General features: G+C 46.7%; 18 protein-coding genes. 6 read left to right on the top strand and 12 right to left on the bottom strand.

Annotation, left to right across the window (positions count from 1 at the left end; translation table 11 throughout):
* Positions 1–31 precede the first annotated feature (31 nt).
* The 7 genes from FQV30_RS14085 to FQV30_RS14115 all read right to left on the bottom strand — a co-directional run bounded on the left by FQV30_RS14085 (position 32) and on the right by FQV30_RS14115 (position 8,401).
* Positions 32–1,540, bottom strand: a complete 1,509-nt coding sequence (locus tag FQV30_RS14085; RefSeq protein ID WP_146500790.1) for a PH domain-containing protein — start codon at positions 1,538–1,540, stop codon at positions 32–34.
* Positions 1,533–2,012: a PH domain-containing protein gene (locus FQV30_RS14090; RefSeq protein ID WP_146500791.1), complete on the bottom strand. Its 480-nt coding sequence runs from the start codon at positions 2,010–2,012 to the stop codon at positions 1,533–1,535. The genes FQV30_RS14085 and FQV30_RS14090 overlap by 8 nt, the downstream gene beginning before the upstream one ends.
* A 346-nt stretch (positions 2,013–2,358) precedes the next feature.
* Positions 2,359–3,882, bottom strand: a complete 1,524-nt coding sequence (cshA, locus tag FQV30_RS14095) for a degradosome RNA helicase CshA (protein ID WP_146500792.1) — start codon at positions 3,880–3,882, stop codon at positions 2,359–2,361.
* 335 nt (positions 3,883–4,217) lie between these two features.
* Complete coding sequence (locus FQV30_RS14100) at positions 4,218–4,916, bottom strand: alpha/beta hydrolase (protein ID WP_146500793.1); 699 nt, start codon at positions 4,914–4,916, stop codon at positions 4,218–4,220.
* A gap of 15 nt (positions 4,917–4,931) precedes the next feature.
* Positions 4,932–6,290, bottom strand: a complete 1,359-nt coding sequence (locus FQV30_RS14105) for a UDP-N-acetylmuramoyl-tripeptide--D-alanyl-D-alanine ligase (RefSeq protein ID WP_146500794.1) — start codon at positions 6,288–6,290, stop codon at positions 4,932–4,934.
* Between the two features lie 13 nt (positions 6,291–6,303).
* Positions 6,304–7,374 (bottom strand): D-alanine--D-alanine ligase, encoded by a 1,071-nt coding sequence (locus tag FQV30_RS14110; protein WP_146500795.1) that lies wholly within the window; start codon positions 7,372–7,374, stop codon positions 6,304–6,306.
* A 253-nt stretch (positions 7,375–7,627) separates the two neighbouring features.
* Positions 7,628–8,401, bottom strand: a complete 774-nt coding sequence (locus FQV30_RS14115; RefSeq protein WP_146500796.1) for a hypothetical protein — start codon at positions 8,399–8,401, stop codon at positions 7,628–7,630.
* A 158-nt stretch (positions 8,402–8,559) separates the two neighbouring features.
* On the opposite strand from FQV30_RS14115, the gene FQV30_RS14120 reads away from it, so the two are divergent.
* On the top strand, positions 8,560–9,747 hold the full coding sequence (locus FQV30_RS14120) for an FtsW/RodA/SpoVE family cell cycle protein (RefSeq protein WP_146500797.1): 1,188 nt from the start codon (positions 8,560–8,562) through the stop codon (positions 9,745–9,747).
* A gap of 35 nt (positions 9,748–9,782) precedes the next feature.
* Here FQV30_RS14120 and FQV30_RS18245 read toward each other — a convergent pair whose 3' ends face one another.
* On the bottom strand, positions 9,783–9,917 hold the full coding sequence (locus FQV30_RS18245) for an Lmo0850 family protein (protein WP_255473478.1): 135 nt from the start codon (positions 9,915–9,917) through the stop codon (positions 9,783–9,785).
* Positions 9,918–10,228: 311 nt separating this feature from the next.
* Here FQV30_RS18245 and FQV30_RS14125 point away from each other — a divergent pair, with 311 nt between their 5' ends.
* A complete protein-coding gene (locus FQV30_RS14125; protein WP_146500798.1) occupies positions 10,229–11,410 on the top strand; it encodes an MFS transporter in 1,182 nt (393 codons plus the stop codon).
* A 26-nt stretch (positions 11,411–11,436) separates the two neighbouring features.
* Here the strand turns inward: FQV30_RS14125 and FQV30_RS14130 are convergent, their stop codons facing one another.
* Positions 11,437–12,294, bottom strand: a complete 858-nt coding sequence (locus FQV30_RS14130; RefSeq protein WP_146500799.1) for an SDR family oxidoreductase — start codon at positions 12,292–12,294, stop codon at positions 11,437–11,439.
* Between the two features lie 131 nt (positions 12,295–12,425).
* A complete protein-coding gene (locus FQV30_RS14135; protein ID WP_146500800.1) occupies positions 12,426–13,715 on the bottom strand; it encodes an MFS transporter in 1,290 nt (429 codons plus the stop codon).
* Positions 13,716–13,831: 116 nt separating this feature from the next.
* Between FQV30_RS14135 and FQV30_RS14140 the strand changes: the two genes are divergently transcribed.
* The gene (locus tag FQV30_RS14140; protein WP_146500801.1) at positions 13,832–15,049 is read left to right on the top strand and encodes a helix-turn-helix domain-containing protein; all 1,218 of its coding nucleotides are present in this window, start codon (positions 13,832–13,834) and stop codon (positions 15,047–15,049) included.
* Positions 15,050–15,072: 23 nt separating this feature from the next.
* Here FQV30_RS14140 and FQV30_RS14145 read toward each other — a convergent pair whose 3' ends face one another.
* The gene (locus FQV30_RS14145; RefSeq protein ID WP_146500802.1) at positions 15,073–16,608 is read right to left on the bottom strand and encodes an aminotransferase class V-fold PLP-dependent enzyme; all 1,536 of its coding nucleotides are present in this window, start codon (positions 16,606–16,608) and stop codon (positions 15,073–15,075) included.
* A 13-nt stretch (positions 16,609–16,621) separates the two neighbouring features.
* Complete coding sequence (locus tag FQV30_RS14150; RefSeq protein WP_146500803.1) at positions 16,622–17,740, bottom strand: NAD(P)/FAD-dependent oxidoreductase; 1,119 nt, start codon at positions 17,738–17,740, stop codon at positions 16,622–16,624.
* A gap of 228 nt (positions 17,741–17,968) precedes the next feature.
* Between FQV30_RS14150 and FQV30_RS14155 the strand changes: the two genes are divergently transcribed.
* The 3 genes from FQV30_RS14155 to FQV30_RS14165 all read left to right on the top strand — a co-directional run bounded on the left by FQV30_RS14155 (position 17,969) and on the right by FQV30_RS14165 (position 20,936).
* The gene (locus FQV30_RS14155; protein WP_146500804.1) at positions 17,969–18,817 is read left to right on the top strand and encodes an MBL fold metallo-hydrolase; all 849 of its coding nucleotides are present in this window, start codon (positions 17,969–17,971) and stop codon (positions 18,815–18,817) included.
* Positions 18,818–19,003: 186 nt separating this feature from the next.
* Positions 19,004–20,269, top strand: coding sequence for a glycosyltransferase (locus tag FQV30_RS14160; protein WP_146500805.1), 1,266 nt, complete (start codon positions 19,004–19,006; stop codon positions 20,267–20,269).
* Positions 20,211–20,936 (top strand): HAD-IIB family hydrolase, encoded by a 726-nt coding sequence (locus FQV30_RS14165; RefSeq protein WP_146500806.1) that lies wholly within the window; start codon positions 20,211–20,213, stop codon positions 20,934–20,936. Before FQV30_RS14160 ends, FQV30_RS14165 begins: the two co-directional genes overlap by 59 nt.
* Positions 20,937–20,954: the final 18 nt, after the last annotated feature.

Below are 20,954 nucleotides of genomic sequence, written 5' to 3' on the forward strand. Positions count from 1 at the left end.
GCAAGCCTAAACAACGGCTTGCCTTACTTTTTTATTGATCGGTTGTTTTGCTGTTGGAAGGCTCATACCAAGCCAGCACTCTGCTGGCATCGTCTCTTTCCATGTGGTCGATGCGAGCCGTCGCGCCAAGCATCCCGGACTTGATCGTCGCTTGAATGGAAGCCAAATCCTTTCGCCGTTGGAAATAACTTTGCGTCACTTCAATAGCTTGAATTCTCTTTTTCACCATGAAAAACGCATGTTTGCTGACTGTACGGAATTCCATCGTCAATTGCTTGCCGGTCAAAGCATAGCCGACTGTTCGGTGCTGCCAAATTGCAAACAGAATGACGGCCGGAAAAATAAGCAAAGACATCAAACCATAAGGATAAAAAAAGTAGCTTATCAAACCAACAACCGGAATCATCCAGAAGAAGTCAAGGCGGTAAAAGAAGTGCAGGCTCCGTTTAGGCGCCTTTTTCATCACTGGCTCCCATTCCATATCCGGAAACAAATCGCCGAGAATCGGAAGGATCGCTGATTTTTTTGCCAGCGGAAACAACCGGATCTTCTCGTCTTTGTCCCCAAAAGTTCCCCCGGCGCTTTCAACAGTCACTGCTGCATAGCCAAACCATTCACGAAGCGGGTTTTGAGAAATCTGGATTCCTTGAATCCGCTTGAACGGCACTGAGACTTTCTTTTTCTCCAGCAGCCCCCGTGAAATATAAATATGGTCTTCATCTGCCGAAATCGTAAATTGGTAGTTTGCGAAAATGGCCAATATAACCGAAATCACCCACGCCAACAATAGAATCAGGAAAATTGCCAATGCAACAATCAAATAACCGAATCGCAAAAACAGCATAACTTCCTGATAAACGGCGTCATACGGAATCAGATCCGAAAATTGCGAAAGAAATACAGCCACAGCTGAAATGACTACGCCAATTCCGCCGGAAGTCGTAGCAAGAATTATCAACTCTTTCATAGACATGCGATAAATGGTTTTGACCGTTTTCGCTGAAGTTTCCGTCTCTTCCCCAACCTCATTGTCCGCTTCAGGGAACGGTTCCCGGCTATGATGCTTGGCATACTCCATCTTTTTTTCTATCCGTTCGGCATCTTCACGGGAAATAGCGGTCAATTCCACATCCGCTTGACCAACTTTACCCGTCCCCGCCGTCTCCACCTTCACTTTCACCAAACCAAAAGGCCGGTGGAAAATTCCTTCCGTGTAATTCAAACTTTGAATTCGTTCGAACGGTATGTACCTCTTCTTCTTAACGAACAGCCCGTATTCAATGCGCAACTCGCCTTCTTCAAACCAATAGACGAACCTCCGCCATTTGATGAGGCCGCTGACCAGCATAAAGATCAACACAACACCCGCGATCAAAACCGGAATCAAGCCCTGCCATCCGCGGTCAGCAACACTTTCGCCCCCGCCCCTGAAAAGATTGACTCCAAAAATAATGATGAAGGGAAAAATAAGTTCCTTCAATCCTTTGATAAAATTCAAAAAGGCAGAAATCGGGTGCAGTTTATATCGAACATCAGACATCATCTTCCGCCACCCTCGCCAGCACAGAAATCCGGTTTCTCAATTCGTCCGCTTCCGCAGTAATCAAAGCGGGAATAGTATGAGTTGTAGCCGCTGTGGAAATGGATATTTCCGCTAGATCATATTTACGCAAAATCGGTCCCTGTTCTGTATCGACGTGCTGAACACGCACCATTGGAACCAAGGTGCGCTTCACAATGAACAATCCGTGCTGAAGTTCGATTTCCTGCTCCCTCACTTCATATCGCCAGCGCTTCCAGCGAATTTTCGGGAACAAGTAAATAAGAAGAAAACCAAGCGCTGCTGGAATGGCCGCGTAAATCGCATACAGCCACCATGGCCCATTGAAGAAATAAGTTACAGCAGCCGCTCCGCCGGCTATCAGCACAATTACTGCAGTTTCAATCACGCCGTAAACTCTCCATACTGTTAAGCCCTTTTTCGAAATCTGGTTTTTCGGTTGTTGGTCCATATATCTCTCTCCATTCGCCGTCATGCTTTATATACGATTTATCCAACAGAACGTTTCATGTTCTTCCAAACGGTTCAATGAGCCCCTACTGAATCATGCTTCACTTTATTGTACTTTATAACAGAGATATAAAAAAGGCGAACCCGAAACAGTTGCCTGTTTGGATTCGCCTTTTGTCATTCAGCTTCAGTACCCATGAGATAGGGATTTTCACTTTTCTTAATTGTCCAGACTTCAACGGCCAGGTTCTCGGGCCATAACCCATCCCGGCTGTGCGGCAAGGAGCGCCGCTTCACCAGTCTGTCTTATGCCTTTCGAACCTGAACGGCCGTTTTCGCTTTTTTAATTAAGATTCGTGACGGCGTGTGCGTCCTGGACGGCCGCCGCCAGCACTTCCACTTTCGCGGCGTCTGCCTGCTGCGCCTGAACCGCTGCGGCCCGATGATGGACGGCCAGCGTTTGCACCAGAACGGCTGCCTTTATAGCCGCCGCCTCCGCTGCGAGAACCGCTTCCGCCGCTCTTGCCTTTGTAACCGCCGCCTCCGCGAGAAGGCAGAGGACGCTCTTCAGAAATTTGAACTGGAGTATCTTCCGGTTCTTTCGTCATTGTTTTAAGAGCAGCTGCAATCAAATCAACAGCATCGAACTTCTCAAGCATTTCAGCCGCAAATGTACGGTAGTCGCCCAAGTTGTTTTTCTCTGTCATTTCTTGCAGTTGTTCCATAGCAACGCGTTTTTGGCCTAATACTGCTTCATCAGCAGTCGGCGGAATCAACGCTTCCATTTTTTTCTTCGTTGTTCTTTCAACGATTGACAGGTAGCCCATTTCACGTGGTGTTACAAACGTGACCGCGACTCCTTTTTTGCCTGCACGGCCAGTACGGCCGATACGGTGAACATAGCTTTCAGGATCTTGTGGAATATCAAAGTTGTATACGTGTGATACGCCTGAGATATCAAGTCCGCGAGCTGCTACGTCAGTTGCAACCAAGATGTCAACTTTACCTGCTTTGAATTGCTTCAATACAGACATGCGTTTTGCTTGGCTCAAATCGCCATGAATTCCTTCAGCAACATAGCCGCGGATATTCAAAGCATGAGACAATTCGTCAACCCGGCGTTTTGTGCGTCCGAAGACGATTGCAAGTTCCGGTTGTTGAACATTTATAAGGCGTGAAAGGATGTCGAATTTCTCGCGTTCTACCGACTTAACGAAGAACTGCTCGATGTTTTCAACAGTCATTTCTTTTGATTTGATTTTAACGATTTCCGGAGACTTCATGAATTTCTCTGCAATGCGGCGGATAGCATCCGGCATAGTTGCTGAGAACAACAATGTCTGGCGAGTTTCTGGCACGCTTGACATGATTGTTTGAATATCTTCAATGAAGCCCATGTTCAACATTTCGTCTGCTTCGTCAAGGATCAATGTGTTTACATTGTCCAATTTAAGCGTACGGCGGTTGATATGGTCCAAAAGACGTCCTGGTGTACCAACGATGATTTGTGGGCGGTTTTTAAGAGCACGGATTTGGCGGCCGATTTCTTGGCCTCCATATACTGAAAGAATGCGCACGTTTTTATCTTGGCCCAGTCTGTACAATTCTTCTGAAACCTGAATTGCTAATTCGCGAGTTGGCGCAATGATCAATCCTTGGACATTGCCGTCTTTAGTGTCGATTTTTTCGATCAACGGAATACCGAATGCAGTCGTTTTACCAGTACCAGTCTGTGCTTGTCCGATAATGTCCTTGCCTTCCATACCTAAACGGATTGTGCCTTCTTGAATTGGCGTTGCTTCTTCAAACCCCATGCGTTTTACGGACTTTAAAGTTGTTTCGCTAAGATTTAATTCTGAAAATTTTACCAAATTTTTTCAATCTCCTTTTGTCTTCATCTGATTTACAAATGGTGTACATTTTAGATGAAATCGTGACAAAGTCGAGCCTTTATGAGGAACTTTCACGTCGAAAATCATACTCTGTAGTTTTAAGTCAGAGGGGATGTGTGAACAGGAAAAGCTCGGGCGTTGCCGAGCGGTCTGATCGGCGGGTGTTTGATGCCCTATGAGTAGAACAAACCGTTTATGCTCAAAAAAATACTCTTCACAGGGAAGAGTGTTTCAAAAATGTATCCATTGCTTTCATTAGAATAGCACGATTAAGTTCCATATGCAATGAATACGCAAAGGTTCTAATAATCAGTTTACTCTTCCAGCTTTTTCATAAAATCCAATGCCTGGCGAAACCAATCATCGCAGTCGTCGCTGTAGCAGATCAAATGCTGCCCAGTCTCCGAATGGATGAGCTGCTTTTCTTCTGAACCGATGTGGTCATAGATGAAATCAGCGGCCGAAGCCGGAACAATGCCATCTTTTTTTCCTTGCACGATGCAGACCGGTATGCGGATCCGGCTGTAATAAGGCTTTACCATTTCCGCCACACGCAGGAATTGGACGGTTGCACGGATAGGGGTATGGGTCCATTTGTATTTATACATTTGGAAAAACCGATCCTCCGACAAGCCGCCTCTTACCGCACTGTTCAGGGACTTTGCCGCCGCTTTTAGAAATTGCGCGGGGCTGAAATACTTGGCCGCCGCGCTTAACAGCACAAGCCGGTCCACTTTATAGCGGGTTGCCAAGTGCATGGCGATAAGCCCGCCCATTGAAAACCCGACGATGATGATTCGGTCTGTTTCCTTTTTCAGTTCACGAAGCGCCAGTTCGGCTTCCATCATCCATTGCTCGGCCGTGCTGTTTTTCAAGAAAAGGGTCTCTCCGTGCCCGGGCAGGGCAGGAACTTTCACGACCCAATTTGTCTGTTCTTCGATATAGTCGGCAAAAGGCTGAACCTCAAAAGGCCCGCCCGTAAAACCGTGAATACATAAAACACCTGTCTTCAAACGGTTCTCCCCTTTTCACTGTTTTGTAAAAGGTTCGATAACATGCTCGAGTGCCATGCCGCGCGACCCTTTTACAAGAATGATGGAATCCGCCGTGATATTGTCTTGAAGCAATGAAATGATCGGTTCATAATCCGCTTCGCTCCATAGCAGTTTTCCATCAAAGGAAGAAACCAATTTATCGTGAAGCCATTTCATCCGCGGTCCGTATAGACAAACACCTGCTAAGTCGGAAGTGATGGATTTGGCAAGTGTTTCATGATATTCCTGTTCCTTGTCGCCAAGCTCGAGCATATCTCCAAGAACGGCCCATTTATCCTCTTTCATCGTCGTTTCACGGATAAAATTCAATGCCGCCTTCATCGACGAAGGCGCTGCATTATAGGCGTCGTTGATGAACGTCGCTCCATTGGCTGCCGGAATAATCTGCATGCGCATATCCGTCAGCGCCGCATCTTTCAGCGATTTCCGGATGTCTTCTTCTGACAGGCCGGCTTCTAAAGCGACTAGAATCGCTGCCAATGTATTTTTCACTTGATGCTCTCCAAGAACCGGAATGCTGAAGGCCGCATCGATAATGCCGCTGACCATGAAACTGCTGCCATTTTCAGTCGCTTTGATGTCGGTCACTGTCAATTCGTTATCGTCGCCGAAGCCGAATGACACCGCTTGGAGAAAATCTTCTACATGTGGACGAAGCAGCGGTTCATCGCCGTCGTAAAAGAGCTTGCCGTGCGTTTCAAGGCCAGCCGTAATTTCAAATTTCGCTTGGGCAATGCCTTCTCGGGATCCAAGGTCTTGCATATGGGCTTCTCCGATATTGGTAATGATGGCGTAATCCGGCCGTGCCAATTCCGATAAAAACTGGATTTGCCCGAAACCGCTCATGCCCATCTCCAATACCGCAAATTTCGTGTCAGCATCCAGGGACAAGATGGTCAAAGGCAAGCCAAGTTCATTATTGAAATTCCCCTGTGTCTTTTGCACTTTGAAGTAAGGCTTCAAGACACTCGCCACCAAATCTTTCGTTGATGTTTTGCCGTTTGAGCCGGTAATGCCAATGATGGTTGTAGACAATTCATCCCGGTACGCCCGCGCCATTTCCTGCAAGGCGGCTTGGCAGTCCTCTACAAACAGCAGCGGCAAATCCTCTGGCGGATTCGGCTCGTCGCGCTGCCACAAAGAGGCGGATGCCCCTGCTTCAATCGCCTGCCTTACATATTGATGTCCGTTGACTTTTTCACCACGGAAAGGAATGAACAAATCTCCAGGTTGAAGCGTTCTCGTATTAATCGAGACTCCTGTAATTTCAATGCCTTTTAAATTCGTCTTAATACCAAGCCACTTGGCTACTTGCTCAATCTTTTTTTTCATTTGATTTCTCCACTCAATCTATTTTAACTTGCAACTGCTGCTTTTCTTCATAACGTTCAATGGCCAGGCCAATCAATCGTTCAATCAGGTCCGGGTAAGCCAATCCGGTATTTTCCCATAGAAGCGGGAACATGCTGAATGGCGTAAAGCCCGGCAGCGTATTCACTTCGTTGATCAGGACTTCGTTTGTTGCAGTGACAAAGAAATCCGCTCGTACAAGTCCGGAGCAATCAAGGATTTTAAATGCTTTCTTGGCAGATTCAACAAGTTCTGCATAAACCCCTTCATCAAGCTCTGCAGGGATGATCATCGCCGTGTTGCCGTCTTTGTACTTCGCCTGGTAATCATAAAACGCTTTTAGCGGTTTGATTTCCCCGGCAACCGAACATTCCGGAATATCGTTTCCAAGAACGCCGATTTCGATTTCGCGTGCCACTACGCCTTGTTCGATAACGATTTTGCGGTCAAATTTCAACGCTTCCTGAACTGCCGCAATCAGTTCTTCCCTATTATCCGCTTTGCTGATGCCGACACTTGAACCTAGGTTCGCCGGTTTCACAAAGACCGGCCAGGATAACTCCGTCTCCACTTTGCTGATCCAATGGTCTTGATCGGTTTGCCATTCGTTTCTTATGAAATACACGTAAGGGGTTTGTTTCAAACCTGCCTGTTGAAACAATTGCTTCATGATTACTTTGTCCATGCCAGCGGCTGAGGCTAAAACGCCATTGCCGACGTATGGCAGATTCAACACTTCAAGCAAACCTTGGACAGTGCCGTCTTCCCCGTTAGGTCCGTGCAAAAGCGGAATGATGACATCCAGCCCTTTCTCCTGCTCTGCCGGAAGAAAGCCTGAAATGCTATTGGGATTGGAACCGCTGTCTGCAAGCTGAAGCTGCTCAATCGACTCTGCCGGCCCTTCAAGCAAACCGCCTTTAATCCACTCCCCTTCTTGCGTTATGTAAATCGGATATACTTCATATTTGTCAAAATTCAATGCTTGAGTCATAGCGTGGGCAGTTGATAAGGATACTTCATGCTCTGCCGACTTGCCTCCATATAATAAACCAATCTGTTTTTTCATCAGGTAAACCTCCGCTTTATCGAGTTGCTAATGCTGCTGTGCTTTTTCTTTCAAAACTGATTGCACATATTGCCTAGTTTATCACGAACCGGGAGCCACGACTAAACAAAACTAAGCTATGGTTTCCTTTTTTTCAACCACAAAAAAATAATACTCTAAGCGAGTATTATTTCCTAGGTTATGGGGCAATTCTTTTTTCTTCTTCAACTGAAGGGGCTGCCGAAAGTTTCCCGGCAGCCTGTAAAATGATTTATTATTCTTTCCACTGCTTCGCTTTGCGGTCAAAGACAATTTTCCGGCTGATATCCTGTTTCGTGTAATCCTGGATGTTCGACCAGAACTCATCCAGAAAGGAAATCTCTTCGACTGGACGCACATGAAGCTCAATGGTGTTTTTTGTTTTTTCCGGATCCGCCAATGAAATCAGGATTCCTTCCCGGTACTCTTTTCTCAGGGAGTTCAATATTTCAATCGGCAATTCAGGAATCAAATCTTTCGCTTTGCGTCGCCAGAAGTTCTGACCATTTTCTTCTCTTCTTATTAAGTGGGTAAAATAATTCCCGACAAGTTCGTTCAAACGGTCTAAGTGGCGGAAATAGATTTTTGTCGTCTGCTCTTCTTCACTCGACAAATAGATGAACTCATTCTGCAAAGTGGAATAGAAGGGCGGCCGCACTGTTTCTTTTTTATGTCCGATATATAAGAGTTCCGCTTGTTCTTGTGGCGTCAAAGAATTAAGCTGTTTTTCACTTTTGAAATCTATCCAGCAAAATTCGCTTTTTTTGTTTGCCCGCGCTTTTCGCAGCTGGGCGAATTCCTCCTGCGAAACAAATTCCATGTATGTGTGCATATTGAAAGACGCATCCTCATATGGGTGTTTCAGCAGCAATAAGTTTTTCGGCATCTTCATAGCATCCATAAAATGGGCGAAGGTAAGGCCGCTGAAAAGGGCAAACCGGTCAGCTTCATTCAAGTAGACATATAAATGCTGTATATAATAATCCGCGCCTAGCGGTCTCTTCACCATAATTTTCACTCCATTCCTATTTATTATACGGCTAATCAATTAAAATATGAAACATCAAAGCACTTCCAGACGTCATTACTTTTGGAGCAGGCAAATTTTAGGGCAATACGTTATAATAAATACCGAATCTCAATAATAAAAAGTACAGGTGAACGCAAATGCAAACAAACAAAAGCTTCGCTGACCGCATCGATTGGTCGCTCGCTTTTATATTATTTTTATTTTTTGTCGTCAGTCTGATCGCGATTTCGTCTGCACAAACAACTGGCCAATATGGTGCGAACTTTGTGCCGAAACAAGCTATTTTTTATATCGTCGCGACATGCATGATCGGTGTTCTTATGTATTTTGATCCTGATCAATACAAGAAAGCCGCGTATTATTTATATGGCTTCGGCATCCTTCTGCTGGTTCTCTTAATGCTGGCGCCAGAAGGGCAAGGGCAGATCGGACAGCCTGTCAACGGTGCGAAAGCCTGGTTCCACACACCGGTCTTCAATCTTCAGCCAGCCGAATTCATGAAAACCTTCTACATTCTGTCGTTGGCTAAAATGGCGTCTTCCCACCACGAAAAAAATCCGGTGAAGACATTGAAAACCGATTTCTACCTAGTGGGTAAAATTGCCGTCCTGCTGCTCATCCCGTTGGTTTTCATCATGCAGCAGCCCGATCTCGGAACCGCCTTGGTATTTATCGCGATTACGCTCGCACTGGTCATTGTTTCGGGAATTTCCTGGAGAATCATTTTGCCAAGTTTTGGCGGCGTTGCAGCAATCGGCGGCCTTCTGCTTTGGATGACGCTGAACATGCAGCAGTTTTTGACGGACAAGCTGGGGCTTCAACCTTATGCATTCGCCCGTATCTATACGTGGCTCGACCCTTATTCCTATGCGGACAATGAAGCCTATAATTTGATCGCCGCAATGAACGCAATCGGTTCAGGCGAAGTGTTCGGCAAAGGCTACCAAGGCCGACAGGTTTATGTTCCGGAAAACCATACGGATTTTATCTTTACCGTCATCTCGGAAGATTTCGGTTTTATCGGATCCAGCACCGTCATTATCCTCTTTTTTATGCTTATCTATCATTTGACCAAAATCACGCTGCAATTGAAAGATACGTTCAGCACATATGTATGTGCAGGCATTATTGCCATGATCACATTCCATGTGTTCCAGAATATCGGCATGACCATCCAGCTTTTGCCCATTACCGGGATTCCGCTTCCGCTCATCAGTTACGGAGGAAGTTCATTGATCGGCAACATGCTCGCTCTCGGCATTGTCTTCAGCATGAAATTTCACCATAAAAATTATATGTTCGGCAATCATAAAGAAGATGAATAAAAAACTCCGACGTTTAACGTCGGAGTTTTTTATGCTTATGACTGCGTTTGTGGAGATTGCGGCAAAGCAAGCGCTCTTAGTAATTCAACGCGTGATTTTGTGATTTTTACTTGGATTCCCAGTTTCGATAGATTTGAAACGATTTTGCGAACTTCTACGTCTTTCGCCATCCAGATCACCTCTTTATATTTTTCCATACTTTTATAACGAATCAGAACCTTAACGGTTTCATAAATAAAGGGAAAATATTTGACTTTTTTATGTCTATGTATATAATACCATGTTTTTTACGTTTTAAACTTTTCATTTTGATGACAATGTAAATTCTTTTCGAACTATTCGCCTTCTTTGATGGCTTTTAACTACGGAAGATTGTTGCAGACGCCCTATCCCGAAATTCTTTCGGGATAGGGCGTTGTTGCTAGCTTGAAACAAGGGTAGAATGGGAGTTGAGTCTTTTTAGAAAGCAGGAATTTTTGCAATGAAGAAAACTATTCTACTATTGATGTCGGTCCAATTTTTTGTTTATTTGGGGTTCGGCATTATCATACCGGTACTGCCGGAGGTTGTTGTCCAGCAGGGATACGCTGATATCCATGTCGGCGGATTGATTACGATTTATGCGCTTGCGTCCTTTTTCACTGCTCCGTTATGGGGAGCGCTTTCTGATCGAACTGGCCGCAAGAAATTGATTTTGACCGGCTTGGCGGGGTTTAGCCTGAGCTTTTTCCTTTCTTCCCTGTTTCTCGACCAGCTGGCTCTGCTTTATGCAGCGCGCATTGTCGGCGGCATCTTTTCAGGAGCTCTTTACACGGCAGTCACCGGCTTTGTAGCGGACATTACGGCTGATGAGGAGCGCAACAAATACATGGGCCTCCTCGGCATGTCAATCGGCCTTGGATTTATCTTCGGACCGGCAATTGGCGGTTTGCTTGGCAGCATCGCCCTTTCGCTTCCATTTACAGCTTCCTCTATTCTAGTCCTGCTGCTGATGGTTTATAGTGCGGTGTTTCTGAAGGAACCGGCACGGCGCGGTTCTGCCGCCAAGCGGGCGATTGTTCCTCAGGGCGGTGCGGCACTCTGGCATTACCGCATCCGTTATTTGTTTTTGTTTTCGTTTATGGCGACTTTTTTACTGGCCGGCCTGGAATCGACATTCCAATTGTTCCAAATTGACCAGATCGAAATCACTCCGCTTCAGCTTGGGTATCTGTTTATCGCCAGCGGACTGGTGGATGCCGCCATTCAGGGCGGTGTGGTCCGCCGAATAAAGAATGGACAGGAACCCAAATGGATCATTGGTGCTCAGCTAGCAACCGCAGCAGGCCTGTTTCTTCTGCCATTTACCGAGAACTTGTTTTTTGCGGGTGCAGCATTGAGCATCTTCACTGCAGGGAACGCCCTTGCCCGTACGTCTTTAGTGTCTTTGACTTCCAAAGAGTCCGGCGGAAAATACGGAACGGCCGCCGGCATGACTTACTCCATGGATAATATGGGACGCATTATCGGCCCCTTGTTCTTTACTTGGCTCCTTACGGTGCAAGCCGGTTCGGTATACTTGTTATCCGGCGCTTTGGCCATTGCAGCCATTTTATTGATTGTACTTTATCTAAGCTCCCCTAAAACTCTGCGCGACACAGAAAAAGCAAGTGCCTCCACATGAGGCACTTGCTTTTTATATGGCTCCGGTCAAACCGGCGTTCCGCCATTTATATGAAGAATTTGTCCAGTTACATATGAAGAGTCGTCAGATGCCAGGTAAACATATCCTGGCGCCAATTCATCCGGCTGCCCCGCGCGGCCGAGCGGCGTCTCAGACCCAAAGTCTTCCACGCCTTCCCCTTCGAATGTCGCCGGGATAAGCGGCGTCCAAATCGGGCCAGGCGCGACTCCATTCACCCGGATGCCCTCTTTTGCAAGAGACCCGGAAAGTGCGCGCGTAAATGCGACAATCGCTCCTTTTGTCGATGAATAATCAATCAGCGACGGCTCTCCTTGGAAGGCGGTGATGGAGGTCGAATTAACAATTGAAGCGCCCGGTTTCAAGTGGTCAAGGGCCGCTTTTGTCAGGTAGAACATGCTGAATATGTTCGTGCGGAATGTCCGTTCAAGCTGGTCCGCCGAAATGTCTTTCAACGATTTCTGAGGATGCTGTTCGGCAGCATTATTCACCAAGACATCAAGCTTGCCGAATTCATCAATCACCTTTTGGACCACTTCTTGGCAGAAGGCTTCATCGCCAATGTCACCTGGAATCAGCAAACAGCGGCGCCCTTCTTGCTCGACGAACTTCTTCGTTTCTTCCGCATCTTCGTGCTCATTCAAATAGGAGATTGCGACATCCGCCCCTTCTTTGGCAAAAGCGACCGCAACGGCACGACCGATGCCGCTATCCCCTCCTGTTATCAATGCAGTTTTCCCAGGCAAACGCTGTGCTTGCCCGGCTAGGTTTTTGGCAAAATCGGGCCTCGGGGTCATCTCTGTTTCATGGCCTGGCTGGCTTTCTTGTTCTTGAGCAGGAATGTGTTCCGGTTTATCTTTCTCCATCTTCATCACCCTTTCCAAATTTGCGTTGTCTTTGTCGATTTTCCCGTTATCTTCCAGCCTAAACCTGGAGTTTTACGGAAAAAACCCCAGCTCGTCTTTATCAAGCTGGGGGTCAAAGGCTGAAAGGAAACTTATTGAAGCTTTGGCAGTCCGGGAACTGGACTATCCAGTTCCGGATAAGCCTCTTTCATCACTGTCGGGCGCATCATGTAGAGGGTCAATAGGATAAGGCATAAGCTGCTTCCCCAGACAACAAACTGGGCCGGGATCATATCATACAATAATCCGAACAACAAATAGCCGACCGGCATCATCGCCATGCACATCGAATCCAATATGCCGAACACGCGGCCCCGATATTGTTCATCCACTTCTTTTTGCATCATTACGCCAATCGGTGTGTTGACAAAAATATTGGAGACGCCAAAACTGAACATTAAGATTGCCAGGTATCCGACATTCATTCCATAAGACAGATTCATGATCAACGGCATCGCCACCGCCCCTAACATAACTGACATGATGAGAATTGCTCTTTTTGAAAAGAGGAGCGGGAACTTCACTTCTTTTCTCAACGCAAAGTAAACCGATGCCAACAGCATGCCAGCTGCAATCGTCCCTTCAATAATGCCGAAATGCGCTGAACTGATTTCTAATTGCTGGACGGCAATGAACGGCAAGCCGATCATCATGGCAGAAAAAAAGAAATTGATGCCGACGGCTGTTGTCACAATGACCATGATCACGCGGTTAGCCTTTAAATATACCGCCCCTTCTTTCATGCTATTGACTATGGACTGCCGTTCAGGTCCCTCATTCTCCTCGGAATTTGTGAACAGTTTGAAGTTCATCGTCGATTCCAGCAAGACCGCTAGGGCATAAGCTGCCATCTGGATGGCCAAAAACATGTTCATGGAAACGAATCCGAAGAGCATGCCGCCAATGACCGGACCGCCCATTGCGGCAATCGACATCGCCGATTGGTTGAAGCCCATCGCTTTTTGAATGCGGTCCGGATCGATCAAGTTGGAAATTGAAGAGGTGAACGTCACACTCGTGAACATGGAACCGGCTGAAACAAGTGCAGTTGTTATATAGATGGCAGTCAGCGACAAGCCAGATGCCAAGCTATAGACCAGCAAGCCGGCAACCGCCAGGACGCTTGCCGCTTGCGACAAAATGACCAGCTTTTTCTTCGGGTAACTGTCTGCGGCATATCCGGCAAATGGTGCAATCAAGCTCCTCGGCAAGATGCTGCAAATCAAGCTGATGGCAAAACTCGCAGCCGATCCGGTAAGCGAGAGCACATACAAACTGATGCCGAATGTATAGATACTGCTACCAAACGTGGAAATAAGCTTGCTGATGGTGAAAGTGTACAGATGAAAAGTCGCTTTTCTTATCTTAGCGGCCTCGGTCATGATTTTCACCCTCCCTTAAAAGTTTAATTTAATTAAACAAAATATAACATGTAAAAACTGGCGTTGCAAACAAAAGTTTAATATAATTAAACTATATTGGAAAAGCAGGTGATGGAGTGGCTACTCTAGGCGAACGCATCAAGAAACTTCGAAAAGAAAAAGGCTTGACATTGCAGGCGCTTGCTGGCGAAGGATTAACAAAAGGCATGCTCAGCTTGATAGAAAACAATAAAGCGAATCCTTCAATGGAAAGTTTGTCATATATAGCGGAACAGCTTGGGGTTAATAGGAATGAGCTGTTAGAAGAAGTTTCCCCGAACGAAATGCGTGAATTGCTCCATGAAGTTGAGGGGCTTTATAAAGCGGAACAAAAAGATCCAAAAAATAATTTCAAGCCTATTATCGATAAAATAGAACCTTACGAAAGAAAAATGCCCTACCGCTACGAATCGGCAAGGCTTCTTGAAATATATAGCCATTGCCTTTACTATGCAAAGTCAGACCGATGGCAGCCGTTTTTGGAACAAGCAGAGGAAATGTATGAAGGGTTGCATATGATAAACAAAACTGCCGACATCCACACGTTCCGTGCAACTATAAAATTCATGGAACACGATTACATCCACTCTTTGAGAATGCTTCAGCAATCCCGCCAATCTTTTGAAGAGCGGGAAGCAGTTTTGGATTCGTTGAAAAAATTGGATTTCGATTATTTGGAAGCAGTTTTATATTGTGCCGTCGGCGATGCAAACAGCGCGCTCCGCATAATGAAAGAGGCAGTAGATTATGCAAAGGATAACAAGATTTTCTACAGAATAAATGATCTGTATAGAGTGATGAGTTTCCAGGCAGTTTTAAATGATGACAAAGAAAGCCGGGATTATTATGTGCGGAAGCTCCGCTTGTTTGCAGAGTTTTCGGATGACGAAGAAATCGGCCTTACCCTTGATTTGCTTGAAGCGCACTATAGAAATTCTTTCACACACGAATACCAGAAAGCTTACGATATTATTGACAAGTTTTTGGAAAAAGGCTCGACTATCGATGTCTCCCAATTTTACCTGGAGAAGGGCAAAGCTCTATATGGCATGGATAAGTTGGATGAAGCGCTTCATTGGCTTCAACTCCATAAACTTTCGAAATATCTCCACCACCCCTACGATTTATCGATGAACTACGAAAAAGACGCATACATGGCGTTGATCTTTGAAAAACAAGGCTGTCATGATTTGGCCGTGAAGCATGCGGAAATCGCGAAAGAAAATATTGATCCGATGCCCGATCTGCCATACAAAAAATTCATTTTGGATGTCCATAGGCAAATTACGCAATAAAAAAACCGCCGGTTGGCGGTTTTTTATGTGGCGGCATATGCTCGATAAACTTTATGGAACGCCATCAACGACTCCAAATCTTCCTCAAACCGGGGCTGGATGCAGGAAATTTGAAACAAGCAATGCGACTTCAAATAGCCGCTATTCGCATGCAATTCAAAACCGGACAACTGAGCAGCTTGCAAAAAGCCCTCAAATTCTTTTTCCGCCCGGAAAGTCATGATGGTTGGAAAATCCCCTGAGACAAGCGGCCAATCTTTTGTCTTTCGTTTCAGCAACTCTAAACGCTGTTCCAGCAGCAAATATCGTTCCGGATAAGCGTGCAATGCCCGGTTCAGGCTTTTCAGCAGCCCATCAGACAATGTGAATGGGATTTTACCGGCGTAGAGGCCCAAGTCCACATAAGAAGGCAGCCCTTCATCCGGTTCAATTTGATGATGGGCAAAAACGATGGCCGCCCCGCTCATGGTGCCAATCGCTTTTCCGCTGGCTGCTGCAGCAAGCCAAACGTTCTCAAGCGAGAAAGGTACGGCGCCAAAGCTGCTGACACAATCCAAACAAAGTTTGGCGCCTTGCTCTTTGCAAAGCAGCGCGATTTTTTCAAAATCGTTCAGCACCCCCGTGGACGTTTCCCCATGTACCATGAGTACCCAGCCGATGTCGCGGCTATGCAGGACCTTTTTTATCTTTTCGATCGAAAAAGGGCCGCCCCAATCCTCTTCCATAACATCAAAGTCCAGCTTCCAGCGATATGCCTGCTCTTTTAGCCGCCTGCCAAACTCTCCATTTACCAGGACAAGCCCTTTCGCCTTCAGCTTCAGCAATTGGGCAATCATTGCTTCATTTGCCAGCGTCCCGCTCCCGGACAAAAGATGCGGCGCTGCTGACGTCATTTTTCGCAATTGCCCTTTCGCTTCTTCAAGAAGTGCCGCGAAAGCCGCGGAGCGATGGGATACCGCTTCTTCGCCGAAAGGTGCAGCCAGTTTTCCGCTCAACTGGACAGGTCCCGGGAAAAAGGTTTTCTTTTTTGTTTGAAGACGTGCCGCCACTGATTCGCTGTATTGTTTGCGGGTTGTCACCATCGGCACAAAGACAGCATCTCCTTTGCCGACAGGTTCCGCGAAAGGACGAAAACCCAATTGGGCATATAGCTTCAATTCCCGTGTCGTCCCTGAAATCACTGCGGAGTCATATCCTTCTTCACAGCAAAAATCCGACAATGCGCGGGCTAACAAAAAGAAGACCCGTCCATTGCGGTGCGCTTTTCGGACAGCAAGTAGCCGGATTTCACACACTTTCCCAATATCGGGCAAATGACCCTCCACTTCCCCTATTTTCAAATCCAATGAAAAAGGACGTTCGGCGCGAAGCGCAATCATACCTACAAGTTCCGTACGTGACAGAACGATGATATAAGTATTTTGTTTGTGGAACGGATCTACCCGGATGCCTTCCTTGTTTTTTTCATGCTGCGGTATTTCTTCGACAAAGGTGTCATAATTCAATTTAGCTATGGCTTTGAATTCCGCTTCTGTCCTGGCGATTTTGCACCAATACAAGGCGAGCCCTCCTCTACCTCTTTTGGAAAACTTCTTCTATATCGTATAGACTCAAATCGATGTCCAGAGGTTCCCCGATTGCCAATTTAGCCAACTGCCCACCGAGATAAGGGCCGGCTGTAAGCCCGGAAGACCCTAATCCGTTCGCAGCATAAACGTTCGGGTGTTCCGGCACTTGGCCGATAAACGGCAATGCGCTTGGAGTTGATGGCCGGAAGCCAGTTCCCGCTCCCGTCATTTCCGCCGAAGCCAAGCCCGGAACGGCATCCAAAGTTCTGTTAAGGATGTGATGAACGCCCCCCGCTGTCAGTTTGGCATCAAACCCGGCATCGTTTTCATGGGTTGCCCCTGCAACAACGCGGCCATCTGCAAATGGCACGACGTATAAACCATTCGGCACCATTGCAACCGGCCAGTCACCTGTTTGTCGGCCTTCAACCTGCAAATGGAGAATCTGCGCTTTTTGCGGGACTATTTTAAGTTCCAAGCCAAGCGGTTCGAACAATTCAGAAGCCCAAGCCCCTCCCGTTGAAACAACGCTGCCAGCCCGAAACTCCTCTGTTTCCGTTTTTACTCCGATCACTCTAAAGCCGTCCATCCACAGTCTCGCATTTCCGTGGACCCGTTTCGCCCCTAACTTGACCGCTGCCCCAATCAAAGCGTCCCGCATCGCCCGGCCATCTACCCGGGCGGCGCCGCTTACGTACAGGGAACCATAGTCATCGGAAGCATAAGGAAACATTTGCTTCGTTTCTTTTGAAGTTAACCTGCGGATTTCACCCATTTCTGGAGCGTCCATCCGGCGTTCATATGCTTTTCGTTCCATTTTATCAAGCTTGCTTGCTTCATGAATGCTGACAATGCCGACCCGCTTATAGCCCGTCTCTTTTTCGCCCTGGCCTTCAAGCTGGCGGATCAGTTCCGGATAGTAAGCCGCTCCGCTTCTGGCAAGCCCATACCACGCCATGTTTCTGCGCTGGGAAATCCACGGGCAGACAATACCTGCTGCGACGCCGGTTGCTTGGCCCGTATCGCCGCGGTCGATTAATGTCACATCAGCCCCCGCCCTAGCCGCGTGAAAAGCTGCAGAAGCCCCTATAATCCCTGCTCCAATGATAACGATTGATTTCATGTAATTCACACCTATTTCCCAAAAGTTTTATCCGTATATCTTACCGCTATTTCACTAGAGACTCAAACCTCTCAGTAGGCGGCGAGCGCAAAACAACTTCCGATTCAGCGCTTTGCCGCGGAGAAGAACTCCGCTGTTTGAAGTTTCTCTTTACTGAGCTGATTCGAAAGCAGTATTTGGGGTAAAGCATTATTAGAAAGAAGCGAGGAAAACGGAGGAGGATTCAATATGGAGAGAAGCTCATCAACTGAAAGAGTATTGCCTGTCACTTCAGTGAAAGACGGTTCAGGCCGGGAAGTGATGCGTGATGTCTATTGCTTTACTACACAGATTGTCAATGTCTATTTTATCGGAAATCCCGCGGTCAGCAGTGAGTGGGTGCTTATTGACGCAGGTATGCCTGAATCAGGAAGCAGAATATTGAAAGAAGCTGAAGACCGCTTTGGGCCCGACCATAAACTGAAAGCGATCGTTTTGACACATGGCCATTTTGACCATGTGGGCGGAATTATCGATATACTTGCGAAGTTCCCGGTGCCGGTTTACGCCCACCCGCTCGAATTTCCGTATTTGCAAGGGAAAAAGGACTACCCGGAACCCGATTCTACAGTGCAGGGCGGTCTTGTAGCCAAGATGTCAGCGGCGTTTCCGAAGCAAGCGATCAATATTTCCGAACATCTTAAGGAACTTCCCGCAAGCGGCAATATTCCAGAGCTGCCTGGCTGGAAATGGCTTCACACTCCAGGCCATTCGGAAGGGCATATTTCCCTTTTCCGGTTCGAAGGCCGGATCATCATCGCAGGCGATGCTTTTGTAACGGTCAAGCAGGACTCCTTCTATAAAGTGCTTGTACAGAAAAAGGAAGTTTGCGGCCCGCCCGTCTATTTGACGACAGATTGGCAGAACGCCTGGGAGTCAGTCATTAAAATAGCCAACTTGCGGCCTTCCATTGCAGCTACGGGACACGGAAAACCGATGAGAGGCCCGAAAATGGCATCAGGACTCGTGAAATTAGTCAATCATTTCCCATATGTTGCAGTGCCCGATTACGGCAGATTCGTCGATAATTCCAAATAGCACTTTGTTTACGCCCCTTGGAAATCCTGTTTCCAAGGGCTTTCTTTTGTCTATTATTATCAATAGTGAAATGTAAATAGAAAATTCCGTAAATTAAATGTTTAAAGAGATGAGGGGATGGGTATTCAACTAACAGAGTCTCGGTTTTTTTAGATTCCGAGGCAATTAGAATGGAGATGAACTGAAATGAGAAAAAAAGTGCTCTTTATTTCGGATCATGGAGATCCACTAGCAAAACTTGGAGGCAAACAAGCCGGCGGACAAAACAATTATGTAAAACAATTGGCGTTAGCTTTGGAAAAAAGAGGATGGCAAGTGGATGTGGCAACGCATTGGTGTGACGAGACAGCCCCTCGGGTTGAAACGTTCGGAAAATCGTGCCGTGTTTATCGCATCAAAGCCGGATATAAAGGATTTGTATCGAAAAACGAAATGTATACCATGCTGCCCGCTTTCTATAAAGAAATGAAACAAACCTTACCTTTGGATTCTTACGATTTGGTCCATACCCATTACTGGCTGTCGGGACTGATCGGAAAAAAACTGAAAGAAGAGTTCGGACTGCCGTTCGTCTACACATCACATTCTCTAGGATGGGCGAAAGAAAAAGCGACAGGCATTCGAGATGAACGCCGTATGAAAGCTGAAGCAACCATTCTTCAATCTGCGGATCAAATTCTAGCGACAACCAAAAGCGAAAAACAGCTTATTCAGGAAAACGTCGCCTCTCCTTCTCCCATCAGCGTAATCCCCATCGGGGTTGACCAAGCATTCAAAGTGCGTGGAAACCGCAAACATTTAAGAAGAAAATTGGGATATGAAAGCCCCTTGTTTGTATTTGCCGGACGTTTGGAGGAAACAAAAGGAATCTACACATTGCTGCAGGCGTTTCAGCTGCTGGTGGCCAAAGGCGATTCATCCTACAATCCGCGCTTGCTGATTGCCGGCGGCGATGAAGAAGCCATTGATCCGGCAACGCGCATGCCTCTTGATAAAAGTTTGTGCTATGCTTTAAGAGGAATTGAAGATAAAGTGGAATTTCTTGGGCCGAAGTCGCAAGATGAACTGGCAACGTTGTTTAATGTGGCAACCGCAACTGTTGTTCCAAGTTTTTACGAATCGTTCGGCATGGTTGCGGCAGAAGCGCAAGCGTGCGGAAGCCCTGTCATCGCGTCTGATGTCGGCGGATTGAAAAATGTGGTGCGCGACGGAGTTACAGGATTGCTTGTCGAAACAAAAAACGAAGTGGATTTGGCCATTGCAATGGAAGTACTTGCTGCCAACACTTTGCTTGCAGAACGCCTAAGCCGCCAAGCCATCGATGTCGCAAACCAAGAATTCCAGTGGACATCTATTTCCAAAAAAATAGACGCTATGTATGAGGTGATCATTGATGAACGGAGTAACACATTTATTGGCAACCGACCTGGACAAAACCTTCGTCGGGGATAGGGAAGCTTTGAAAGAACTATTGGCGTTCTTCGAAGAACAGCCTTATCACGTAAACTTGGTGTACAATACCGGACGCCATTTCAAATCACTGCAAGGGTTGAGAGAAGCGGAAAACCTGCCCGCTCCCGACATTGCCGTTACAGATGTCGGAACAGAAATCCGCATTAGGAATGGCGAAGATTTTGAGCTGGACGAAGAATGGGACGCCCGCATGACCGAAAACTGGCGGCCTGAAGAAATCGAGAAAATTGCTTCCCAGTTTCCTGGGCTAAAAAAACAGCCGGTCACAGGAAAAAACCGTTCTTCCTACTATGTAACGGATGATGAAACAGCTGCTGAATTCGGCAAGCAATTAAGCGATGCAGGAATACAGCATAAATTCATCTATAGCGGCAGCAAATATGTGGATATCTTGCCTACCCATGGGGGCAAAGGCCAAGCGCTCCGCTATATCGTAGAAAAATATAACCTTCAAGATGCAAAATTGCTTGCTTCCGGAGATTCTGGAAATGACACGGAAATGCTTACGCAAGGCTTTCCTTCTGTCATTGTCGGAAACGCCCATCCTGAATTATTGGCTGTTCCGGAAGACCCGACAATTTACCGCGCATCGCGTGGATTTGCCGGAGGCATATTGGAAGGATGGAAGTATTTCCATTCAAAATAAACACCAAATCCTAAAGAC

The organism is Planomicrobium sp. CPCC 101110 (assembly GCF_007859395.1).
Lineage (GTDB): Bacteria > Bacillota > Bacilli > Bacillales_A > Planococcaceae > Planococcus.

Excerpts from the sequence above, each read along its gene's own strand:
- FQV30_RS14085 (WP_146500790.1), bottom strand. The coding sequence starts at position 1,540 with ATGTCTGATGTTCGATATAAACTGCACCCGATTTCTGCCTTTTTGAAT.
- FQV30_RS14090 (WP_146500791.1), bottom strand. The coding sequence starts at position 2,012 with ATGGACCAACAACCGAAAAACCAGATTTCGAAAAAGGGCTTAACAGTA.
- FQV30_RS14105 (WP_146500794.1), bottom strand. The coding sequence starts at position 6,290 with ATGAAAAAAAAGATTGAGCAAGTAGCCAAGTGGCTTGGTATTAAGACG.
- FQV30_RS14110 (WP_146500795.1), bottom strand. The coding sequence starts at position 7,374 with ATGAAAAAACAGATTGGTTTATTATATGGAGGCAAGTCGGCAGAGCAT.
- FQV30_RS14115 (WP_146500796.1), bottom strand. The coding sequence starts at position 8,401 with ATGGTGAAGAGACCGCTAGGCGCGGATTATTATATACAGCATTTATAT.
- FQV30_RS14120 (WP_146500797.1), top strand. The coding sequence starts at position 8,560 with ATGCAAACAAACAAAAGCTTCGCTGACCGCATCGATTGGTCGCTCGCT.
- FQV30_RS18245 (WP_255473478.1), bottom strand. The coding sequence starts at position 9,917 with ATGGCGAAAGACGTAGAAGTTCGCAAAATCGTTTCAAATCTATCGAAA.
- FQV30_RS14125 (WP_146500798.1), top strand. The coding sequence starts at position 10,229 with ATGAAGAAAACTATTCTACTATTGATGTCGGTCCAATTTTTTGTTTAT.
- FQV30_RS14130 (WP_146500799.1), bottom strand. The coding sequence starts at position 12,294 with ATGGAGAAAGATAAACCGGAACACATTCCTGCTCAAGAACAAGAAAGC.
- FQV30_RS14135 (WP_146500800.1), bottom strand. The coding sequence starts at position 13,715 with ATGACCGAGGCCGCTAAGATAAGAAAAGCGACTTTTCATCTGTACACT.
- FQV30_RS14150 (WP_146500803.1), bottom strand. The coding sequence starts at position 17,740 with ATGAAATCAATCGTTATCATTGGAGCAGGGATTATAGGGGCTTCTGCA.
- FQV30_RS14155 (WP_146500804.1), top strand. The coding sequence starts at position 17,969 with ATGGAGAGAAGCTCATCAACTGAAAGAGTATTGCCTGTCACTTCAGTG.
- FQV30_RS14160 (WP_146500805.1), top strand. The coding sequence starts at position 19,004 with ATGAGAAAAAAAGTGCTCTTTATTTCGGATCATGGAGATCCACTAGCA.
- FQV30_RS14165 (WP_146500806.1), top strand. The coding sequence starts at position 20,211 with ATGAACGGAGTAACACATTTATTGGCAACCGACCTGGACAAAACCTTC.